The sequence below is a fragment of the uncultured Stenotrophomonas sp. genome (assembly GCF_945952405.1).
In the GTDB taxonomy this organism is placed as follows: Bacteria; Pseudomonadota; Gammaproteobacteria; order Xanthomonadales; family Xanthomonadaceae; genus Stenotrophomonas.
Map to the genome: position 1 here is coordinate 1 of NZ_CAMFIA010000022.1, position 15,920 is coordinate 15,920.

A 15,920-nucleotide genomic window follows, 5' to 3' on the forward strand; every position below is an offset into this window, starting at 1 on the left:
CCGGTAGATCCACGCCACGCGTGGATGGGAAACCCCCTCGGTATCAACCGCCGCCAGCCTTCCAGTAATACCGCACCACGTGGAAGAACACCGGTGCTGCGAAGCACACCGAATCCAGCCGGTCGAGCATGCCGCCATGGCCCTCGATCATGTGGCCCCAGTCCTTGATGCCGCGGTCGCGCTTGATCGCCGACATCACCAGGCCACCCCAGAACCCCATCAGGTTGATCAGCAGCGACAGGCCGAACGCCTGCAGCGGCGTGAACGGGGTGATCCACCACAGCGCCGCGCCCAGCGCACTGGCACTCAGCACGCCGCCGACGAAGCCCTCCACCGTCTTCGACGGCGACAGCTTCGGCGCGATCAGGTGCCTGCCCAGCAGCTTGCCCCAGATGTACTGCAGCACGTCCGAGGACTGCACCACGATCACCAGGAAGGCGAACAGCAGCACGTTGCGCGACGGATCGTGGCCGGGCACATGCAGGTTCAGCAGCAGCGGCACGTGCGAGATGCAGAACACGCAGATCATCAGCCCCCACTGCACCTTCGCCGTGCGCTCCAGGTAGTGCGTGGTGTCGCCGCCGATGGTCGACAGGATCGGCAGGAACAGGAACGCATAGACCGGGATCAACAGCGTGTACATGCCGTACCAGTCGATCCAGACCAGGTAGTACTGCCACGGCAGCACGATGTAGAACGCGGCCAGCAGCGCGTAGTAATCGCCTGAGCGGGTCGGCGCCAGGGTGATGAATTCGCGCAGCGCGAACAGCGAGATGACCGCGAACAGCACGATCACCCCGGCACGGCCGAAGAACAGCGCCAGCCCGACCACGACCGCCATCACCCACCACGCACGGATGCGCGAGACCAGGTTGGCGATCACCGCACTGGGCCGGCCGCGCTGGCGCCAGCGCAGGGTCTCAGCCACCAGCGTGGCCAGCACCAGCACCGCGCCGACGCCGGCGAACAGCAGGCTTGTCTGCTGGCCCACGCTGCGCGCGGCCAGGTCGCCGGAGACATCCATCAGGTAGCTCATCCGCGTCCTCCATTCGGCGCCAGGTCCAGCAGCGCCTGGCGGCTGCGGGCCAGGAATGCGGCCTTGTCCTCGTCGGCCTGCAACCGCAACGGCGTGCCGAAGGTCGCGGTGCACAGCAGCGGCAGCGGCAGGAACCGGCCCTTGGGCATCACCCGCTTCAGGTTGTCGATCCACACCGGCACGAATTCCAGCTCCGGGCGTTGCCGCGCCAGGTGGTAGATGCCGCTCTTGAACGGCAGCAGCGGCTCGTCACCCACGTTGCGGGTGCCTTCCGGGAACAGGATCAGCGAGCAGTCCTCGTCCACCGCGTCGCGCAATGCCTGCAGCGGATCCTGCTGGCGTTGGCCGGCCTCGCGCTCGACCAGCACGCCGTTGAACACCGCATCGATCAGGTAACGGCGCAGGCCATCACGCTGCCAGTACTCGGCTGCCGCGACCGGACGCACCTGGCGCCGCAATGCCGGTGGCATCGATGACCAGATCAGCACGAAGTCGCCGTGGCTGGCATGGTTGCCGTAATAGACGCGGCGCTCGCTGGAGGGCGCGCAGCCGATCCACAGCGCACGTGCACCGGTCACCACATGGATCGCGCCACTGCAGGCGCGGGCAATCAGTTCGGCGAACATCGGTCGCTCCTGTTCACGTCTGCGGCCACAACACGGCCAGCACTACCAGCACGACCTGCACCCCGGTCAGCAGGTACTGGCGCAGCAGCAGGCGGCGCATGCCGGCCCAGCGCAGATCCCAGCCACGTGGCTCGGCATCGGACGGCCTGCGGCGCAGCCCGCTGTCATGCAGCAGCTGGTCGATCCGATGCGCGGCGGCCTCGCCCTGCAGGCCTTCGTCACGCAGCAGCTGCAGCAGGCTGGCATCCAGCCCCACCCGCCAGGCGTGGTACGCCTGCGCGAGCCCCACCGCTGCGCTGGCCAGCAGCAGGCCGGCACCGATCATCGCCAGGCCAGGCTCGGTGCCGAGCAACAACAGGGCCACCAGCAACAGGCCCAGCGACAGGCATGCCGGCCAACGGCCCTGCCGCAGCAGCAGCTGCATGGCGGCCAGGTCGGGCACCGGACTCACCGGTGGTCTCCCGCTGCCACGCGGATCGCCCGCAGATGTGCCATGCCCAGCACGATACCGGGGCGCGCGGCGCGCACGATCGCCACCGCCGCGTCGGCATCGGCTGCACGGCCGCTGCGCACCAGCCAGGTCGCTACGCTCGCGGCACTGCGCGAATAGCCCAGCGCGCAGCACACCAGCAACGGCCCCTGCACGCGCAGGCGTTCGATCGCCTCCGCAGCCTCGCGCAGCTGTCCGGCTGCGGGCACCACCAGATCCAGCATCGGCACGCTCGCGTACTCCGTGCCCGGCGCCCGGCAGGACAGCTCGGCGCAGGTGTCCACCGTCGCCACCAGCGGTGCCGGCAACGCAGCGCACGGCATGCGTCCCAGCCACACCCCATCCATCACCGGCACCGGCTGCGGCACGCGGCGCGTCCACAGCCGTGAGTTGACCCATGCCGCGCCCAGGTAAGGCGCCAACAGCCAGCGCGCGGCCATGCCCAGGCGGCCGTCGGCGCGCTTCTGGAATACGGCCGTACCCAGCCCCGCATAGGCCAACGCCACCAGCAGCAGTGACACCACCGGCCACAACAACCACAGCGCTACCCCGCGCAGCAGCACCGCCGGTACCAGCAGCAGCGCTGCGCCGAGCAGGTACAGCGCCGCCAACCGCCAGCGCCTGGCATCGCGTACGGCATGCCACGCGCGCAGCGGCGGCGTGCCCTGTTCCGGCCACAGCCAGACGCACACCCATCCGGCCAGCAGGCCGGTCGGGATATCGATGAAGTGGTGCTGGAAGGTGGTCAGCACCGAGACACCGATCAGCACCGCCCACACGTGCAGCAGCAGGCGCCAGGCGCCGTGCAGGTACTGCGCGAATTTCACCCACAGCACGATCAGCAGCACGATGTGCAGTGATGGCGCCTGGTTGAACGGCTTGTCGAAGCCCAGCAGTACATCGAACAGCCAGCCGAACACACCGGAAATTTCGGGCCGCTCGAAGCTGAAGCGCAGTGGCCACAACAGGAAGCAGGCCACCGCGATCAACTGTGCGCTGAGCAGCCGCAGCGCGTGCCGGTCCAGTTCCAGCCGGTGCCGGCACAGGAAGAACGAGATCGCGTAGAACAGGTCGATCGACCAGTACGGGACGATCGTCCACGGCACGAACGGAATGCGCGTCTCCCACGCGAACGCCATCACCGGCAGTTCCGCATGGCGGCTGGCCATCCAGTTGGCGAAGCCATAGCTGGCGAAGAAGAATGGCCCCAGCAGGACCAGCCACAGCAGCGCGCGCCGCCACGGACGCGGCTGCGCGGCCAACCGGGTTGCCGCCAACGTCGCCATCACGCGGTCCGTCGCGCCAGCGACACGGTGAAGATGCCGAACGCATCGATGCGCTGCGCCACCTTCTCGAACCCGGCCAGGCGTACCAGCTCGTCCATCTCCTGCTGGGTACGGCGGCGCATCACCCAGGCCGCGCCCCCGCGGTGGCTGGTCAGCGCACGCGCGATGAATTCCAGCTGCGGGTGCCACGGCTGGCCGGTGTAGGCCAGGTAGCCGCCCACCGGCACCGTGGCGGCAATGCCCTGCAGCGAGCGCAGCACCGCATCGTTGTCGGGGAACAGTTCGTACAGGCCGGACACCACCGCCAGCGTCGGCGCCGGATCGACCCTGGCCAGCTGCGCCGGATCGAACGCATCGCCCTGCTCGAAGCGGGCAATGTCGGCGGCCCCCAGGCGTTCGATCAGCGCCTGCCCCTGGCTCACGTTCAGATCGCTGAAGTCACGCAGCACGATGCGGTCAGCGCGCTGCGGGCCCTGCCCCAGCGCTTCCAGCACGTAGCGGCCATGACCGGCGGCGACGTCCAGTACGCGTACCGGCGCGCCCTGCCCTCGCAGGCGCTGGGCGGCGTCGCGCAGCAGTTCCTGCAGGTGCTGGCCGCGTATGCGGATGCCGCGCCAGCCGATCGCATCGAGGTAGTTGCGGTCGATCATCCGCCCCAGCGGTCCCTTGCCGTGGGCCTGGTCGCGGTAGATGTAGTCCAGCGTGCTGCCGGAATCGAACCCGGTCTGCAGGCCCAGCGCGATGCCATCGGACAGCGTGCCGCCGAAGCGCAGGCCGCCCCGCACCACGCGCCAGCGCAGGTCAGCCAGGCTGTTGCGTTGCGGCGGCCAGGCCAGGATCTCCGATTCCTCGAAGGTCGGTCCGTGGCGATGTGCATCGCGCCGCGAAAGTTCGCGCAGCGGTTCGGCGAACCGGGCCTGGATGAAGCCGCGGATGCGCGCCAGGGCCGGCGCACGGTCGCGCTCACCCAGGGTGTCGTGGAAGAAACCCGGCAGGTGCACGCGTTCCTTCACCGGACTCGACAGGCGCTCGTAGAAGCGATCCTGCGGGCCCCGGTGCACGACGAAATCCGAGCCCGATACCAGCAGCTGCACCGGTACGCTGATCGCCTGCGCATCGGCCACGATGCGGTCGGCCGCCTCGTACAGGCCAAGCAGCACGCGTACCGAGATCGGCCGGGTGATCAAGGGATCGGTGCGGTAGCTCTGTACCCGCGCCGGGTCATGTGTCAGCCACTGCGGCTTGACGTAGCTGTTGACGAAGAAATTGCCCCGCAGCTTCTGCATCAGGGCCAGGCCCGGGCGGGCGAACGGCACGTACAGCTTGACCTTGAATGCCGGCGAGGCCATCACCAGCGCGCGCAGGCGCGGCGCGTAGTCGTGCACCCAGGTTGCAGCGACCACCGCACCCACGCTCTGCGCGATCACCACGATGTCTTCCACCGCGATGCCGTGCTCGGCGCCGATGTGGGCGATGAAGCTGTCCAGGTCGCGCACCAGCGCCGGGAATCCGGGCGCATCGCCGCGCGGCCCCGGCGAACGGCCATTGCCACGTGCATCCCAGGCGAAGAAGGCGGTCTCGGGCAGGTCCAGCTCATCGACCAGGTGGGTGACCCGGCCGGAATGCTCGTGGCCGCGATGCAGCAGCACGATGGCCCGGGGGGCGGGGCCTGCGGTGGTGCCTGGCCAGTACCGGTAGAACAGCGGTACCTGGTCGAAGCTGTGGAATTCCCGTTCCTGCGCCTGACGCATGCAATCTCCGTATTGGTATGGCGTGTAGTCGTATCGTGTTATCGCGGCGGCATTGCCGCCGATTCCTTCAGTCCCTGCCACACGCGGCGGCCCAGGGTGATCATGCACAGGATCGACATCGCCCAGGCCACGCCACTGACCACCGCCGCGCCGATCCAGCCGAACGCCAGCAGCAGGCCGAGCACGCCGATGACGAAGGCGCGATCGCTCTTGCCCATCGGGCCGTCATAGCGGCGGCTGGCGCCGACCATCAGCCCCAGCACGCCGGCGTACTCGCTCAATGCCGCGGTCCAGGCCAGCAGCCACAGCACTTCCGGGCGCACGCCCGCTACGCTGAGCAGGCTCAGATACAGCGCCGCATCGGCCATCACGTCGCATAATTCGTTCAGATAGGCGCCGAGCCGCGACTGCTGCCCGAATTCGCGCGCCAGCATGCCGTCCACCGCGTTGAGCGCCATGCGCAGCAGCATCCACAGCGGCAGGGCCAGGTACAGCAGCGGCTGTGCCGGTGCGCAGCGCCAGACCCCGGCCGCGACCAGCAGCGAGACCACGGCGGCGGCCACGGTCACCGCATTGGCAGTGACCCCCATGCGGTACAGACCGCGTACGGCCGGACGCAACAGGTCCTGGAAACGTCCTTTCAATGCATAGATCGACACGATCTGTACCCGCTAATCCTTGGCAGTGCGGGCACAGCCTACTCCATCAAATACCGGTACCGGCAAGTTCCGGCGCACCCAGCCAGTCCTGCCACGGCAGCGCCGGATCGATGCACCGGCGCAGCCAGGCCACGTCGTGGCTGCGCTGCAGGGCAGTGCGCAGCGCCTGCAGCGTCCGCTCCCGCGCCCCTGCATCGGCGAACCCGGCCTGCAGTGCGCGCAGGCGGTACACGCCACCGGGTGAACGCTGGAAGTGGATGACGCCGCCAGCGGGCAACACGATCGCGCCTTCATCGCGGCCATCGGCGTACAGGTACAGCTCGAATGGCTGCAGCCAGCGCTGCGCCTGCATCACCTGCAGCAGCCCGGCCAGGCCCGGCGCACGCCGGTGAACGGCAATGGCATCGCCGTGCCAGCGCTTGTCCTCATCCAGATAGACCTTGAACTCCAGCCGCCGCCAGCACCGCCGCTCGCGGCGCTGCACGTCCCAGGACAGGATCTCGGCCTGCTCGCCCCAGCGCTCATCGCATCCGGCCTGCAGCGCCGGCACGTCGATCCCGGCGCACCAGGGCGCGCCCTGCCCGCAGCGCGCATGGCGCACATAGCGGGCCAGGAACAGCAGCGTGCCCTCGGCATCAAGGGCGGCCTGCAGGCGGGTGGCGACGGTCATGGGGTGGCATCCTGCGCGTGGAACAGGCGGCACCGTGCCGTGCCCGGCGGCCGCTGGCAAGCCCGCCGGCTGTGCCCATTGCGGCCAAGCCGGCCCGGGCCACGGCAAATCTGCCGTTACCGCACCCGCCACCGCCGCCCACCGCCTACAATATCGGCCCCGCTCCGCTGCCGATTCTGTCCCATGACTGCTGATCTGTTGCCCGTCCGCCGGGCCCTCCTCTCCGTTTCCGACAAGACCGGTCTGGTCGAGCTGGCCACTGCGCTGGCCGCACGCGGCGTGGAGCTGCTGTCCACCGGCGGCACCGCCAAGGCGATCCGCGATGCGGGCCTGGCGGTGAAGGACGTGGCCGACGTCACCGGCTTCCCGGAAATGATGGACGGCCGGGTCAAGACCCTGCACCCGATGGTGCACGGTGGCCTGCTGGGCCGGTCCGGCCTGGATGATGCGGTGATGGCCGAGCACGGCATCGGCGCCATCGACCTGCTGGTGCTGAACCTGTACCCGTTCGAATCGGTCACCGCCAAGGCCGACTGCACCCTGGCCGACGCGGTCGAGAACATCGACATCGGCGGTCCGGCGATGCTGCGCTCGGCAGCCAAGAACTTCGCCCGCGTGGCCGTGGCCACCGATCCCTCGCAGTACGCCGAACTGCTGGCGTCGCTGGAGGCCAACAACGGCCAGCTGTCGGCTGCCACCCGCTTCGCGTTCTCGGTGGCCGCGTTCAACCGCGTTGCCCAGTACGACGCCGCGATCAGCAACTACCTGTCGGCGGTCACCGCCACCGACGCCGCAGTGCCGGCGCGTGCCGAGTACCCGGCGCAGATGAACTCCACCTTCGTCAAGGTGATGGACCTGCGCTACGGCGAGAACCCGCACCAGAGCGGCGCGTTCTACCGCGACCTGTACCCGGTACCGGGCACGCTGGCCACCTTCCAGCAGCTGCAGGGCAAGGAGCTGAGCTACAACAACCTGGCCGACGCCGATGCCGCATGGGAATGCGTGCGCCAGTTCGATGCGCCGGCCTGCGTCATCGTCAAGCACGCCAACCCCTGCGGCGTCGCCGTCGGTGCCGGCAACGGCGATGCCTACGAGCTGGCCTACGCCACTGATCCGACCAGCGCCTTCGGCGGCATCATCGCCTTCAACAAGCCGCTCGACGCGGCCACCGCGAAGGTGATCCTGGACCGCCAGTTCGTGGAAGTGCTGATCGCCCCGGACTACGAGCCGGCGGCGCTGGAGTACGCACAGAAGAAGGCCAACGTGCGCGTGCTGCGCATCCCGCATGGGGATGGCCTGAACAACTTCGACAGCAAGCGCGTCGGCTCGGGCCTGCTGCTGCAGTCCTCGGACAACCGCGGCATGACCCGCGACGAACTGAAGGTGGTCAGCAAGCTGGCGCCGACCGACAAGCAGTTCACCGACCTGCTGTTCGCCTGGAAGGTGGCCAAGTTCGTGAAGTCCAATGCCATCGTCTATGCCAAGGACAACCGCACCATCGGTGTCGGTGCCGGCCAGATGAGCCGTGTCTACTCGGCCCGCATCGCCGGCATCAAGGCCGCCGATGCGAACCTGGTGGTCGAGGGTTCGGTGATGGCCTCCGATGCGTTCTTCCCGTTCCGCGACGGCATCGACGCCGCCGCTGCCGCCGGCATCAAGGCGGTGATCCAGCCGGGTGGCTCGATGCGCGATGCCGAAGTGATCGCCGCCGCCGACGAACATGGCCTGGCCATGGTGTTCACCGGCGTCCGCCACTTCCGCCACTGACACTGGAGCGACAGGGATGTTCGCAGTCTCGACGAAATCCCTGGCCGTGCTCGCCCTCGCGGGCACGGTCGCGCTGGCCGGCTGCAAGCCTGCTGCCGCGCCCAGCGCGGGCCCGAAGGCGGATGCGCCTGCGATGGCGTCCGCCTTACCGGCACAGCATGTCAGCCGCACGGCGCGGCTGCAGGCCTTCCTGGTCCAGCGTTACGGCAGCAATGCCACCCTCTCCGGTGAATGGCGCGGCAGCTGGACCGACGATGGCGACACCCATGCGATGAACTGGCACGTCTGCGCCGAGCAGCCGGTGCTGACCGGTGACAGCTGGCAGCAGCTGCTGGCGGTGTGCGGTGCACTGGTTGATGGCGCGCACATCGACCCGGGCACCATCGAGTTCTTCGTGCTGCGACCCAAGGGCGAGAGCCTGGAGGTGGCCAGCGAGCTGACCGGCGAGCGCTTCGGCAGTGGTGGCCAGCCCGGCACCGCCAGCATCATCCGCGCCGGCAGCGACTTCTATGGTTTCCGCGTCGAGGATGGCTGGTTCGGGCAGGGCTTCTCGCTGCTCTCGCAATCGCTGATCCTGCCGGGCCCGAACGGCCTGGTGGTCAGTGGCAGCGTGCGCAGCCACATCGACAATGACGCGCAGTACGAGTGCGACGGCGTCGAGGCCGGCACCGATGCCGAAACCGCCGAGGACTGCCGCAGCCGGCGCTTCAGCATCGACTTCGCCCTGCGCTTCGACGACAGTGACCGCAGCGCGCGCATCTGGCCGCTGCTGATCGAGGAAACCGGCAGCACCTGCGGCGGCAAGCAGGTCCAGCAGCAGCACCGCTTCACCCTGGACCCGAAGACCTGGACCTATTCCTTCCCCGAATCGCTGCAACGCGAAGGCTGCGAGTGAACCACGCGCGCCGCCGGGGGCATCGACCTTCCCTTCCCTCGCAATCTGGAATCTCGTGATGAACGTACTTGTCATCGGCTCAGGCGGCCGCGAACACGCCCTGGCATGGAAGCTGGCCCAGTCCTCCCGCGTCAGTGAAGTGCTCGTGGCACCCGGCAACGCCGGTACCGCCAGCGAAGGCAAGTGCCGCAACGTGGCGGTCAAGGTCACCGACATCGACGGCCTGCTGGCGCTGGCCCAGGCTGAGGGTGTTGCGCTGACCGTGGTCGGGCCGGAAGTGCCGCTGGTGGCCGGCGTGGTCGACCGTTTCCGCGCCGCCGGCCTGCGCATCTTCGGGCCGACCGCCGCCGCCGCGCAGCTGGAAGGCAGCAAGGCCTACGCCAAGGATTTCCTGGCCCGCCACAACATTCCCACCGCGTTCTACGCCGTGCACAGTGATGTGGACGCCGCGCTGGCCTACGTGCGCGAGAAGGGCGCACCGATCGTGGTCAAGGCAGATGGCCTGGCCGCCGGCAAGGGCGTGATCGTGGCGATGACCCTGGCCGAGGCCGAAGACGCCGTGCGCGACATGCTCTCGGGCAACGCGTTCGGCGATGCCGGTGCGCGCGTGGTCATCGAGGAATTCCTCGACGGCGAGGAAGCCAGCTTCATTTCAATGGTGGACGGCGTGCATGCGCTGCCGATGGCCACCTCGCAGGACCACAAGCGGGTCGGCGACGGCGACACCGGCCCGAACACCGGCGGCATGGGCGCGTACTCGCCGGCCCCGGTGGTCACCCCGGATGTGCACGCACGGGTGATGCGCGAGGTGGTCAACCCGACCGTGCAGGGCATGATCGCCGATGGCATCCCGTTCACCGGCTTCCTCTATGCCGGTCTGATGATCGACGCCAGCGGCGCGCCCAAGGTGATCGAATTCAACGTGCGCTTCGGCGACCCGGAAACCCAGCCGGTGATGCTGCGCCTGCAGTCGGACCTGGTGGAGCTGGTGGAGGCCGCCATCGATGGTCGCCTGGACCAGGTTGAAGCGCAGTGGGACACGCGCCCGTCGCTGGGCGTGGTGCTGGCCGCGAAGCCGTATCCGGAGTCGCCGATCAGCGGCGATGTGATTTCCGGCCTCGACCAGGTGCCGGCCAGTGCCAAGGTGTTCCATGCCGGCACCGCGCTGGACGCGCAGGGCCAGGTGGTCAGCGCAGGCGGCCGCGTGCTGTGCGTGGCGGCGCTGGGTGACAGCGTGCGCGACGCGCAGGCCAAGGCCTATGCGGGCGTGGCCAAGGTGACCTGGGCCAACGAGTTCCACCGCAACGACATCGGCTGGCGGGCGATCGCACGCGAGGAATGAGCCCGGCCAGGTAGATCCGCGCCGTGGGTGGATGAGCCGCCCAAACGCAAAGGCCCGGCATTGCTGCCGGGCCTTTCGTCACTGCAACGCCTCTCCGCTTAGGCGGTGAACAGCGCCTTCATCTTCTTCAGCGCGTTCGCCTCGACCTGACGGATGCGCTCGGCCGACACGCCGTACTCGTCGGCCAGCTCCTGCAGCGTCACCTTGCTGTCCGCATCCAGCCAGCGGCGGCGGATGATGTCGCGCGAACGCGCATCCAGCTCGGCCAGGCCTTCGCGCAGCAGCTGCATCTGGTTGTCTTCGCTGTCCGCACGCTCATAGGCCATCGACGGATCTTCGTCATTGGCGACCAGGAACGCGGCCGGCGACGGCGGTGCGTGTTCGTTGTCCTCATCGGTCGGTGCATCGAAACCGATATCGCGACCCGACAGGCGCGATTCCATTTCCATGACCTCGCGCTCGGACACGTTCAGGTCCTTGGCCACCGCGCTGACTTCGGCCGCGTTCATCCAGCCCAGGCGCGTCTTCGACTTGCGCAGGTTGAAGAACAGCTTGCGCTGCGCCTTGGTGGTGGCGACCTTCACGATGCGCCAGTTCTTCAGGATGAACTCGTGCATCTCGGCACGGATCCAATGCACGGCGAAGGAGACCAGGCGCACGCCCATGTCCGGGTCGAAGCGCTTGACCGCCTTCATCAGGCCGATATTGCCTTCCTGGATCAGGTCACCCAGCGCCAGACCGTAGCCGTTGTAGCCGCGGGCCACGTGCACCACGAAGCGCAGGTGCGAATGCACCAGCTCGCGGGCGGCGTCCAGATCGTTGCCGTCGCGGAAGCGACGGGCCAGGTCCTGTTCGTCATCGACCGACAGCACCGGGATCTGGTGCACGGCACCGATGTAGGCGTCCAGCGAACCGAGCGCACTGGGAATCGGGAGATTGTTTGCCACAAGGGCAGTAGAGGTGTTCTGGCTCATAGGCACCCATCTTAGCAGTCCGGGATTTGGACTGCTAAAGGAGGAAAAAGTTCCAGCGTCCCATTGATGCAACACTGGTCCCAAACAGAGCCCTACCGTAGCGCGATTTGATGACAGTGGCGAGCATGCTTTTCGGGATTCACAATCCCTTGGAATTCAACCAATTACCTGCGGAAAGCCGGCCGATTCCCGCCAAGCGGAGCTGAACGGGCCGGTCCTCCGGCCCATTCAGGGCCGGGGAACGTTGCCGGCCGTTCAGCCCCGGCACCCGGCCACGCTCAGAGCGCCGAACGCGGCGGCAGCGACCAGTCGATCGGCGCCTGGCCGCGGCGCTGCAGGTACTCGTTGGCCATCGAGAAATGCCGGCAGCCGAGGAAGCCACGGTGCGCCGACAGTGGCGAAGGGTGCGGCGACTTCAGCACGCGGTGGCGGCGGGTATCGATGACCTTGCCCTTCTGCTGTGCGTAGGCGCCCCACAGGATGAACACCAGCCCTTCGCGCTCGCGGTTGAGCACATCCACCACATGATCGGTGAAACCTTCCCAGCCCCGCCCCTGGTGCGCGCCAGCCTTGCCCTCTTCCACCGTCAGCACCGCGTTGAGCAGCAGCACGCCGCGCTGCGCCCACGGGATCAGGCAGCCGTGGTCCGGGCGCGGAAGGCCGAGATCGCTCTCGATCTCCTTGTAGATGTTCAGCAGCGAGGGCGGCACCGGCACGCCCGGCGCCACCGAGAAGCTCAGACCATGCGCCTGGCCACGGCCGTGGTACGGGTCCTGGCCCAGGATCACCACCTTCACCTGCTCGAACGGCGTGGCGTCGAACGCGGCGAAGATCTGCGGGCCGGGCGGGAACACCGCTGCACCGCTGGCCTTGCGCTGGCGCAGGAAGGTGGACAGCTCGCGCATCTGCGGCTGCAACAGGTAATCACCGACATGCTGCTTCCAGCTCGGTTCCAGCTGGATCGTCGGGGTGTCCACTACGTCATCGATCATCGCAACAGGGGTCCATCATTCAATCGGGCCAGGCGCAGCTGGAACAGCACCTTGGTGACCAGCAGCCGTTCTTCGATCGGCTTGAGCACCAGGTCGTTGGCACCGGACTGCAGCAGCCCGGTCTGGTTGTGCGGGTTGCCGTCGCCGGTCATCACCAGCACCGGCAGGCGGCGCTTGCCGTAACCGAAGTCCACGCGCACGCGCTGCACCACGTCGCGGCCGCTCAGTTCGCCCTTCAGGGTGACGTCGGTCAGCACCAGGTCGATGCGGTGGCGGCTGCGGCCCAGCGACTCGGCGGTGAGCAGGGTGAATGCCTCTTCGGCACTGACCACGTGCAGCACGTTCAACTGCTGGCGCTCCAGCATGCGCTTGGTGGCCTCGGCCACCACGCGGCTGTCCTCGATGTAGAGGATGGTCGCACCGGGAATGGTCTGCGGCTGCACGTAGCCGCGGATGAAGGTCGCCAGTGCCTCGTGGCCCAGCGCCTTGTCGAAATAGTCGGTGACGTACTCGGTGAAGCGGCGCTGCTCCAGGTGCTGCTGGGCGTCGCCGGAGACCACGATCACCGGCACATAGGCCTGGCCCGCGGCTTCACGGACCATCCGCGCCAGCGCCAGGCCGTCGCCATCGCGCAGGGTCAGCGACGTGGTCACCAGGTCCACCGGGCCCTGTGCCAGGGCCTGCTGCGCCTCCTCGATGCTGTCGCAGCCGATCACCTCGACGCCTGGCAGGTCACGCTTCAGGACATCGGCGATCAGCTTGCGCACCAGCTTCGAGCCATCGACCACCATCACCCGCGTCGCGGGCCCATCCAGGTGCTTCAGCGCTTGCGGTTGCATGCCGGTCTCAGGTGTCGGTCGGGCGGGTCTGGCGGAGGAAGTGGCCGGTCACCAGCCAGGCACCCAGCCAGCCCAGCACCAGCGTGCCGAGCAGGACCAGTCCACCGTGCAGCAGATCCAGGCCATGCAGTACGAACGGGCTGCCGTAGCTGCGCGACAGTTCGGCCAGCGGCACGCGCAGCGCAGCGCCGGCGGCGCCGATCAGGGCCAGCGCGACCGCGCCGGCACCCAGGCCGTACCACGCGCCCAGGTACAGGAACGGGCGGCGGATGAAGCCATCACTGGCGCCGAGCAGCTGCAGCACGCCGATCTCTTCGCGGCGGGCCTGGATGTCCAGGCGTACGGTATTGCCGACCACCAGCGCGGCACCGAGGCCAAGCAGCACCGACAGCACCTGCACCAGCCGCGCGCCGAACGCCAGCCAGGCATCCAGGCGCTGGCGCCACAGCGCATCGTGCTGCACCAGGTCGGCCTCGGGCAGGCTCTCCAGCGCGCGCGCCAGGCGTGCATCGTCCTTGCCCTGCCCCGGCGTGATCACCAGCAGCGAGGGCAGCGGATTGTCGTTGAGTGCATCGATCGCTTCGCCGAGGCCGGCATCGCGCAGTTCCTGCAGGCCCTGCTCGGGCGTGCGCACGTTCACTTCGGCAACATCGTCGCGGTCGCGCAGCTGGCCTGCCAGGCGCAACGCAGCGGGGCCATCGACGGTGCCCTTCAGGAACAGGTTGATGTCGCGCGACTGCTGCACGCTGCCGGCGAACTGCTTGAGGTTGTCCAGCGCGATCGACAGGCCCAGCGGCAGGGCCAGCGCCAACGCCATGACCATCACCGTCAGCAGGGTCGCCCACGGCTTGCGGCAGGCGCGGCCGAGGCTGAACACCACGCTGTGCACGTGGTGCTGGAACCAGACGCCCACGCGCGAGGGGGCGGCGGCTTCGCTGTTTTCGTTCTTCGCCATGATTACTCCGCCAGGTCCTGCGGCGAGATGTCATCCACCAGCCGGCCGTGGTCGAGGATCAGCACGCGCTTGCGCATGCGGCGCAGCAGCGGCAGGTCGTGGCTGACCACCAGCACGCTGGTGCCGCGCGAGGGCAGCTCGGCGAACAGGGCCATGATCTCCGCCGCCAGGGTCGGGTCGAGATTGCCGGTCGGCTCATCGGCGACCAGCAGCTTGGGCTCACCGACGATGGCGCGGGCGATGCCGACGCGCTGCTGCTCGCCGGCCGACAGCTGCGATGGCAGCGCCTTCTCCCGGTGGCCCAGGCCCATCCGCTCGAGCACCGAGCGCACACGCTTGCCGATGTCGCCGCGGCGGGTACCGCGCAGGATCAGCGGCAGCGCCACGTTCTCGGCAATCGAGCGGTCCATCAACAGGCGGTGGTCCTGATAGACCGCACCGACCGCGCGACGGTGCCGGGGCACATCGCCACCGCGCACCTTCAGCAGGTTGCGCTCGTCGAACACCACCGCGCCGCGGCTGGGCCGCTCGTCGAGGTGGATCAACTTGAGCAGGGTGCTCTTGCCCGCACCGGAATGGCCGGTGACGAACAGCATCTCGCCCGGCGCGACCTCGAAGCTGACATCGATCAGCGCCTCGTGGCCACCGGCGTACTGTTTGCTGACATTGTCGAAGCGCAGGACACTCATGCCCCGATTATGCAGGACCGGCGCGGCCTATCGGTAGCACCGGGCCATGACCCGGCCCCTGCACCCACTCCGCGGCCAGGCCGGCCCTGGCGGGCGCTACCCTTCCCGGCGGGCATGCAGGACCACCAGCGCATTGTTGTCCCGATATTCATCCCAGAAGCCGGCAGGCCGATCCTGACACTCCGCCGCGGTCGGTAGCGGCGCCTGCCATTGCAGTGCTGGCAGACCGGCGCGGGCGGCCGCCAGCTCATGCTGGTCCGCGCGCCACTGATGGTCGATCACGCGGGCCACCGCAGCATCGGCGAATTCCACCTCCACCTGCTGGTGGTCGGCCAGCCTCTGCTGGCGGACGATGCGCGCCCCGTAACGCGAGAAATCACCCTTGGCCAGGCGGAAGGCGGGATGGGTCACGATGCCCAGCAGCAGTCCGCCGGGCCTGAGAAGGCGGGCAGCGGCGCGGTACATGCGCTCCAGTTCCTGCAGCGTATCGGCATGGTTGAACAACCAGACCGCCACGGCAATGTCGAAGCAGCCCGGCATATCCAGGCGGGTGGCATCACCCTGCACGAACTGCATCGCGTCGCCGCGTTGCCGGGACAGCTGCCGCGCCTGTTCGATCATTGCCACGGACAGATCGATCCCGAGCGCACTGGCCGCGCCGTGCAGCAGGAAGTGACGGCCGAAATCACCAGAGCCGCAGGCCAGATCGATGACAGCACGCCCCTGCAACGGACCGGCCAGCTCCAGCAGGGTCCGCCGCTCGAGCGGCCGCGATGCGGATGCCGCCACGTGCTGCGCGTAGTGCAGATCGAATGCGTCGTAACAAGGGACGGATGCCATGCCAGGTGCCTCCGGATGCAGGAGGCATCAGCATGGCCGGACGCCATCAGGCGCCGCCAGAGTCAGAAGCGACATCGGCGAAGGTGCGGCCGCCCGTTGGTGGGTGCCG

Annotated in this window: 16 protein-coding genes; 3 read left to right on the plus strand and 13 right to left on the minus strand. The window is 68.4% G+C overall.

The annotated features are described in order from the left end of the window. Positions 1 to 43: 43 nt before the first annotated feature. Genes Q0P60_RS17485 through Q0P60_RS17515 form a run of 7 tightly spaced genes read right to left on the minus strand, consistent with a single transcriptional unit; the run spans position 44 to position 6,518 of the window. Complete coding sequence (locus Q0P60_RS17485) at positions 44 to 1,036, minus strand: phosphatidate cytidylyltransferase (protein WP_294996526.1); 993 nt, start codon at positions 1,034 to 1,036, stop codon at positions 44 to 46. Next, positions 1,033 to 1,662: a lysophospholipid acyltransferase family protein gene (locus tag Q0P60_RS17490; RefSeq protein WP_294996529.1), complete on the minus strand. Its 630-nt coding sequence runs from the start codon at positions 1,660 to 1,662 to the stop codon at positions 1,033 to 1,035. Before Q0P60_RS17490 ends, Q0P60_RS17485 begins: the two co-directional genes overlap by 4 nt. Before the next feature lie 13 nt (positions 1,663 to 1,675). Then, a complete protein-coding gene (locus Q0P60_RS17495) occupies positions 1,676 to 2,113 on the minus strand; it encodes a hypothetical protein (protein WP_294996532.1) in 438 nt (145 codons plus the stop codon). Next, a complete protein-coding gene (locus Q0P60_RS17500) occupies positions 2,110 to 3,438 on the minus strand; it encodes a phosphatase PAP2/dual specificity phosphatase family protein (protein WP_294996534.1) in 1,329 nt (442 codons plus the stop codon). Before Q0P60_RS17500 ends, Q0P60_RS17495 begins: the two co-directional genes overlap by 4 nt. Beyond that, positions 3,438 to 5,189 carry a bifunctional alpha/beta hydrolase/class I SAM-dependent methyltransferase gene (locus tag Q0P60_RS17505; protein WP_294996537.1) on the minus strand — a complete coding sequence of 584 codons (1,752 nt, stop codon included), beginning with the start codon at positions 5,187 to 5,189 and terminating at the stop codon, positions 3,438 to 3,440. Before Q0P60_RS17505 ends, Q0P60_RS17500 begins: the two co-directional genes overlap by 1 nt. A 38-nt stretch (positions 5,190 to 5,227) precedes the next feature. Beyond that, complete coding sequence (locus tag Q0P60_RS17510; protein ID WP_294996539.1) at positions 5,228 to 5,848, minus strand: CDP-alcohol phosphatidyltransferase family protein; 621 nt, start codon at positions 5,846 to 5,848, stop codon at positions 5,228 to 5,230. A gap of 46 nt (positions 5,849 to 5,894) precedes the next feature. Then, positions 5,895 to 6,518, minus strand: a complete 624-nt coding sequence (locus Q0P60_RS17515; protein ID WP_294996542.1) for a hypothetical protein — start codon at positions 6,516 to 6,518, stop codon at positions 5,895 to 5,897. A 183-nt stretch (positions 6,519 to 6,701) separates the two neighbouring features. Here Q0P60_RS17515 and purH point away from each other — a divergent pair, with 183 nt between their 5' ends. From purH to purD, 3 genes are read left to right on the plus strand one after another with little or no spacing between them, the layout of a single operon-like run. After that, a complete protein-coding gene (gene purH / locus Q0P60_RS17520) occupies positions 6,702 to 8,285 on the plus strand; it encodes a bifunctional phosphoribosylaminoimidazolecarboxamide formyltransferase/IMP cyclohydrolase (RefSeq protein WP_294996545.1) in 1,584 nt (527 codons plus the stop codon). Positions 8,286 to 8,301: 16 nt separating this feature from the next. Next, entirely contained in the window at positions 8,302 to 9,180 is an 879-nt protein-coding gene (locus Q0P60_RS17525; RefSeq protein WP_294996548.1) for a hypothetical protein, read from the plus strand. A 58-nt stretch (positions 9,181 to 9,238) separates the two neighbouring features. Further along, positions 9,239 to 10,522 (plus strand): phosphoribosylamine--glycine ligase, encoded by a 1,284-nt coding sequence (gene purD, locus Q0P60_RS17530; RefSeq protein WP_294996550.1) that lies wholly within the window; start codon positions 9,239 to 9,241, stop codon positions 10,520 to 10,522. 98 nt (positions 10,523 to 10,620) lie between these two features. Here the strand turns inward: purD and rpoH are convergent, their stop codons facing one another. The 6 genes from rpoH to Q0P60_RS17560 all read right to left on the minus strand — a co-directional run bounded on the left by rpoH (position 10,621) and on the right by Q0P60_RS17560 (position 15,811). Then, complete coding sequence (gene rpoH, locus Q0P60_RS17535) at positions 10,621 to 11,496, minus strand: RNA polymerase sigma factor RpoH (RefSeq protein WP_006473441.1); 876 nt, start codon at positions 11,494 to 11,496, stop codon at positions 10,621 to 10,623. 278 nt (positions 11,497 to 11,774) lie between these two features. Then, complete coding sequence (gene ung / locus Q0P60_RS17540) at positions 11,775 to 12,488, minus strand: uracil-DNA glycosylase (protein WP_294996557.1); 714 nt, start codon at positions 12,486 to 12,488, stop codon at positions 11,775 to 11,777. Further along, positions 12,485 to 13,327: a response regulator gene (locus Q0P60_RS17545; RefSeq protein ID WP_294996560.1), complete on the minus strand. Its 843-nt coding sequence runs from the start codon at positions 13,325 to 13,327 to the stop codon at positions 12,485 to 12,487. Before Q0P60_RS17545 ends, ung begins: the two co-directional genes overlap by 4 nt. A gap of 7 nt (positions 13,328 to 13,334) precedes the next feature. Continuing rightward, positions 13,335 to 14,282 (minus strand): permease-like cell division protein FtsX, encoded by a 948-nt coding sequence (gene ftsX / locus Q0P60_RS17550; RefSeq protein ID WP_294996563.1) that lies wholly within the window; start codon positions 14,280 to 14,282, stop codon positions 13,335 to 13,337. A 2-nt stretch (positions 14,283 to 14,284) separates the two neighbouring features. Next, a complete protein-coding gene (gene ftsE, locus Q0P60_RS17555; protein WP_049428993.1) occupies positions 14,285 to 14,971 on the minus strand; it encodes a cell division ATP-binding protein FtsE in 687 nt (228 codons plus the stop codon). Positions 14,972 to 15,067: 96 nt separating this feature from the next. Continuing rightward, on the minus strand, positions 15,068 to 15,811 hold the full coding sequence (locus tag Q0P60_RS17560) for a class I SAM-dependent methyltransferase (RefSeq protein ID WP_294996568.1): 744 nt from the start codon (positions 15,809 to 15,811) through the stop codon (positions 15,068 to 15,070). Positions 15,812 to 15,920: the final 109 nt, after the last annotated feature.

What these genes read in the sequence shown, in the direction of transcription:
- Q0P60_RS17485 (WP_294996526.1), bottom strand. Translation starts at nt 1,036, where the DNA reads ATGAGCTACCTGATGGATGTCTCCGGCGACCTGGCCGCGCGCAGCGTG.
- Q0P60_RS17560 (WP_294996568.1), bottom strand. Translation starts at nt 15,811, where the DNA reads ATGGCATCCGTCCCTTGTTACGACGCATTCGATCTGCACTACGCGCAG.
- Q0P60_RS17490 (WP_294996529.1), bottom strand. Translation starts at nt 1,662, where the DNA reads ATGTTCGCCGAACTGATTGCCCGCGCCTGCAGTGGCGCGATCCATGTG.
- Q0P60_RS17515 (WP_294996542.1), bottom strand. Translation starts at nt 6,518, where the DNA reads ATGACCGTCGCCACCCGCCTGCAGGCCGCCCTTGATGCCGAGGGCACG.
- ung (WP_294996557.1), bottom strand. Translation starts at nt 12,488, where the DNA reads ATGATCGATGACGTAGTGGACACCCCGACGATCCAGCTGGAACCGAGC.
- ftsX (WP_294996563.1), bottom strand. Translation starts at nt 14,282, where the DNA reads ATGGCGAAGAACGAAAACAGCGAAGCCGCCGCCCCCTCGCGCGTGGGC.
- Q0P60_RS17505 (WP_294996537.1), bottom strand. Translation starts at nt 5,189, where the DNA reads ATGCGTCAGGCGCAGGAACGGGAATTCCACAGCTTCGACCAGGTACCG.
- purD (WP_294996550.1), top strand. Translation starts at nt 9,239, where the DNA reads ATGAACGTACTTGTCATCGGCTCAGGCGGCCGCGAACACGCCCTGGCA.
- Q0P60_RS17525 (WP_294996548.1), top strand. Translation starts at nt 8,302, where the DNA reads ATGTTCGCAGTCTCGACGAAATCCCTGGCCGTGCTCGCCCTCGCGGGC.
- rpoH (WP_006473441.1), bottom strand. Translation starts at nt 11,496, where the DNA reads ATGAGCCAGAACACCTCTACTGCCCTTGTGGCAAACAATCTCCCGATT.
- purH (WP_294996545.1), top strand. Translation starts at nt 6,702, where the DNA reads ATGACTGCTGATCTGTTGCCCGTCCGCCGGGCCCTCCTCTCCGTTTCC.
- ftsE (WP_049428993.1), bottom strand. Translation starts at nt 14,971, where the DNA reads ATGAGTGTCCTGCGCTTCGACAATGTCAGCAAACAGTACGCCGGTGGC.
- Q0P60_RS17500 (WP_294996534.1), bottom strand. Translation starts at nt 3,438, where the DNA reads ATGGCGACGTTGGCGGCAACCCGGTTGGCCGCGCAGCCGCGTCCGTGG.
- Q0P60_RS17545 (WP_294996560.1), bottom strand. Translation starts at nt 13,327, where the DNA reads ATGCAACCGCAAGCGCTGAAGCACCTGGATGGGCCCGCGACGCGGGTG.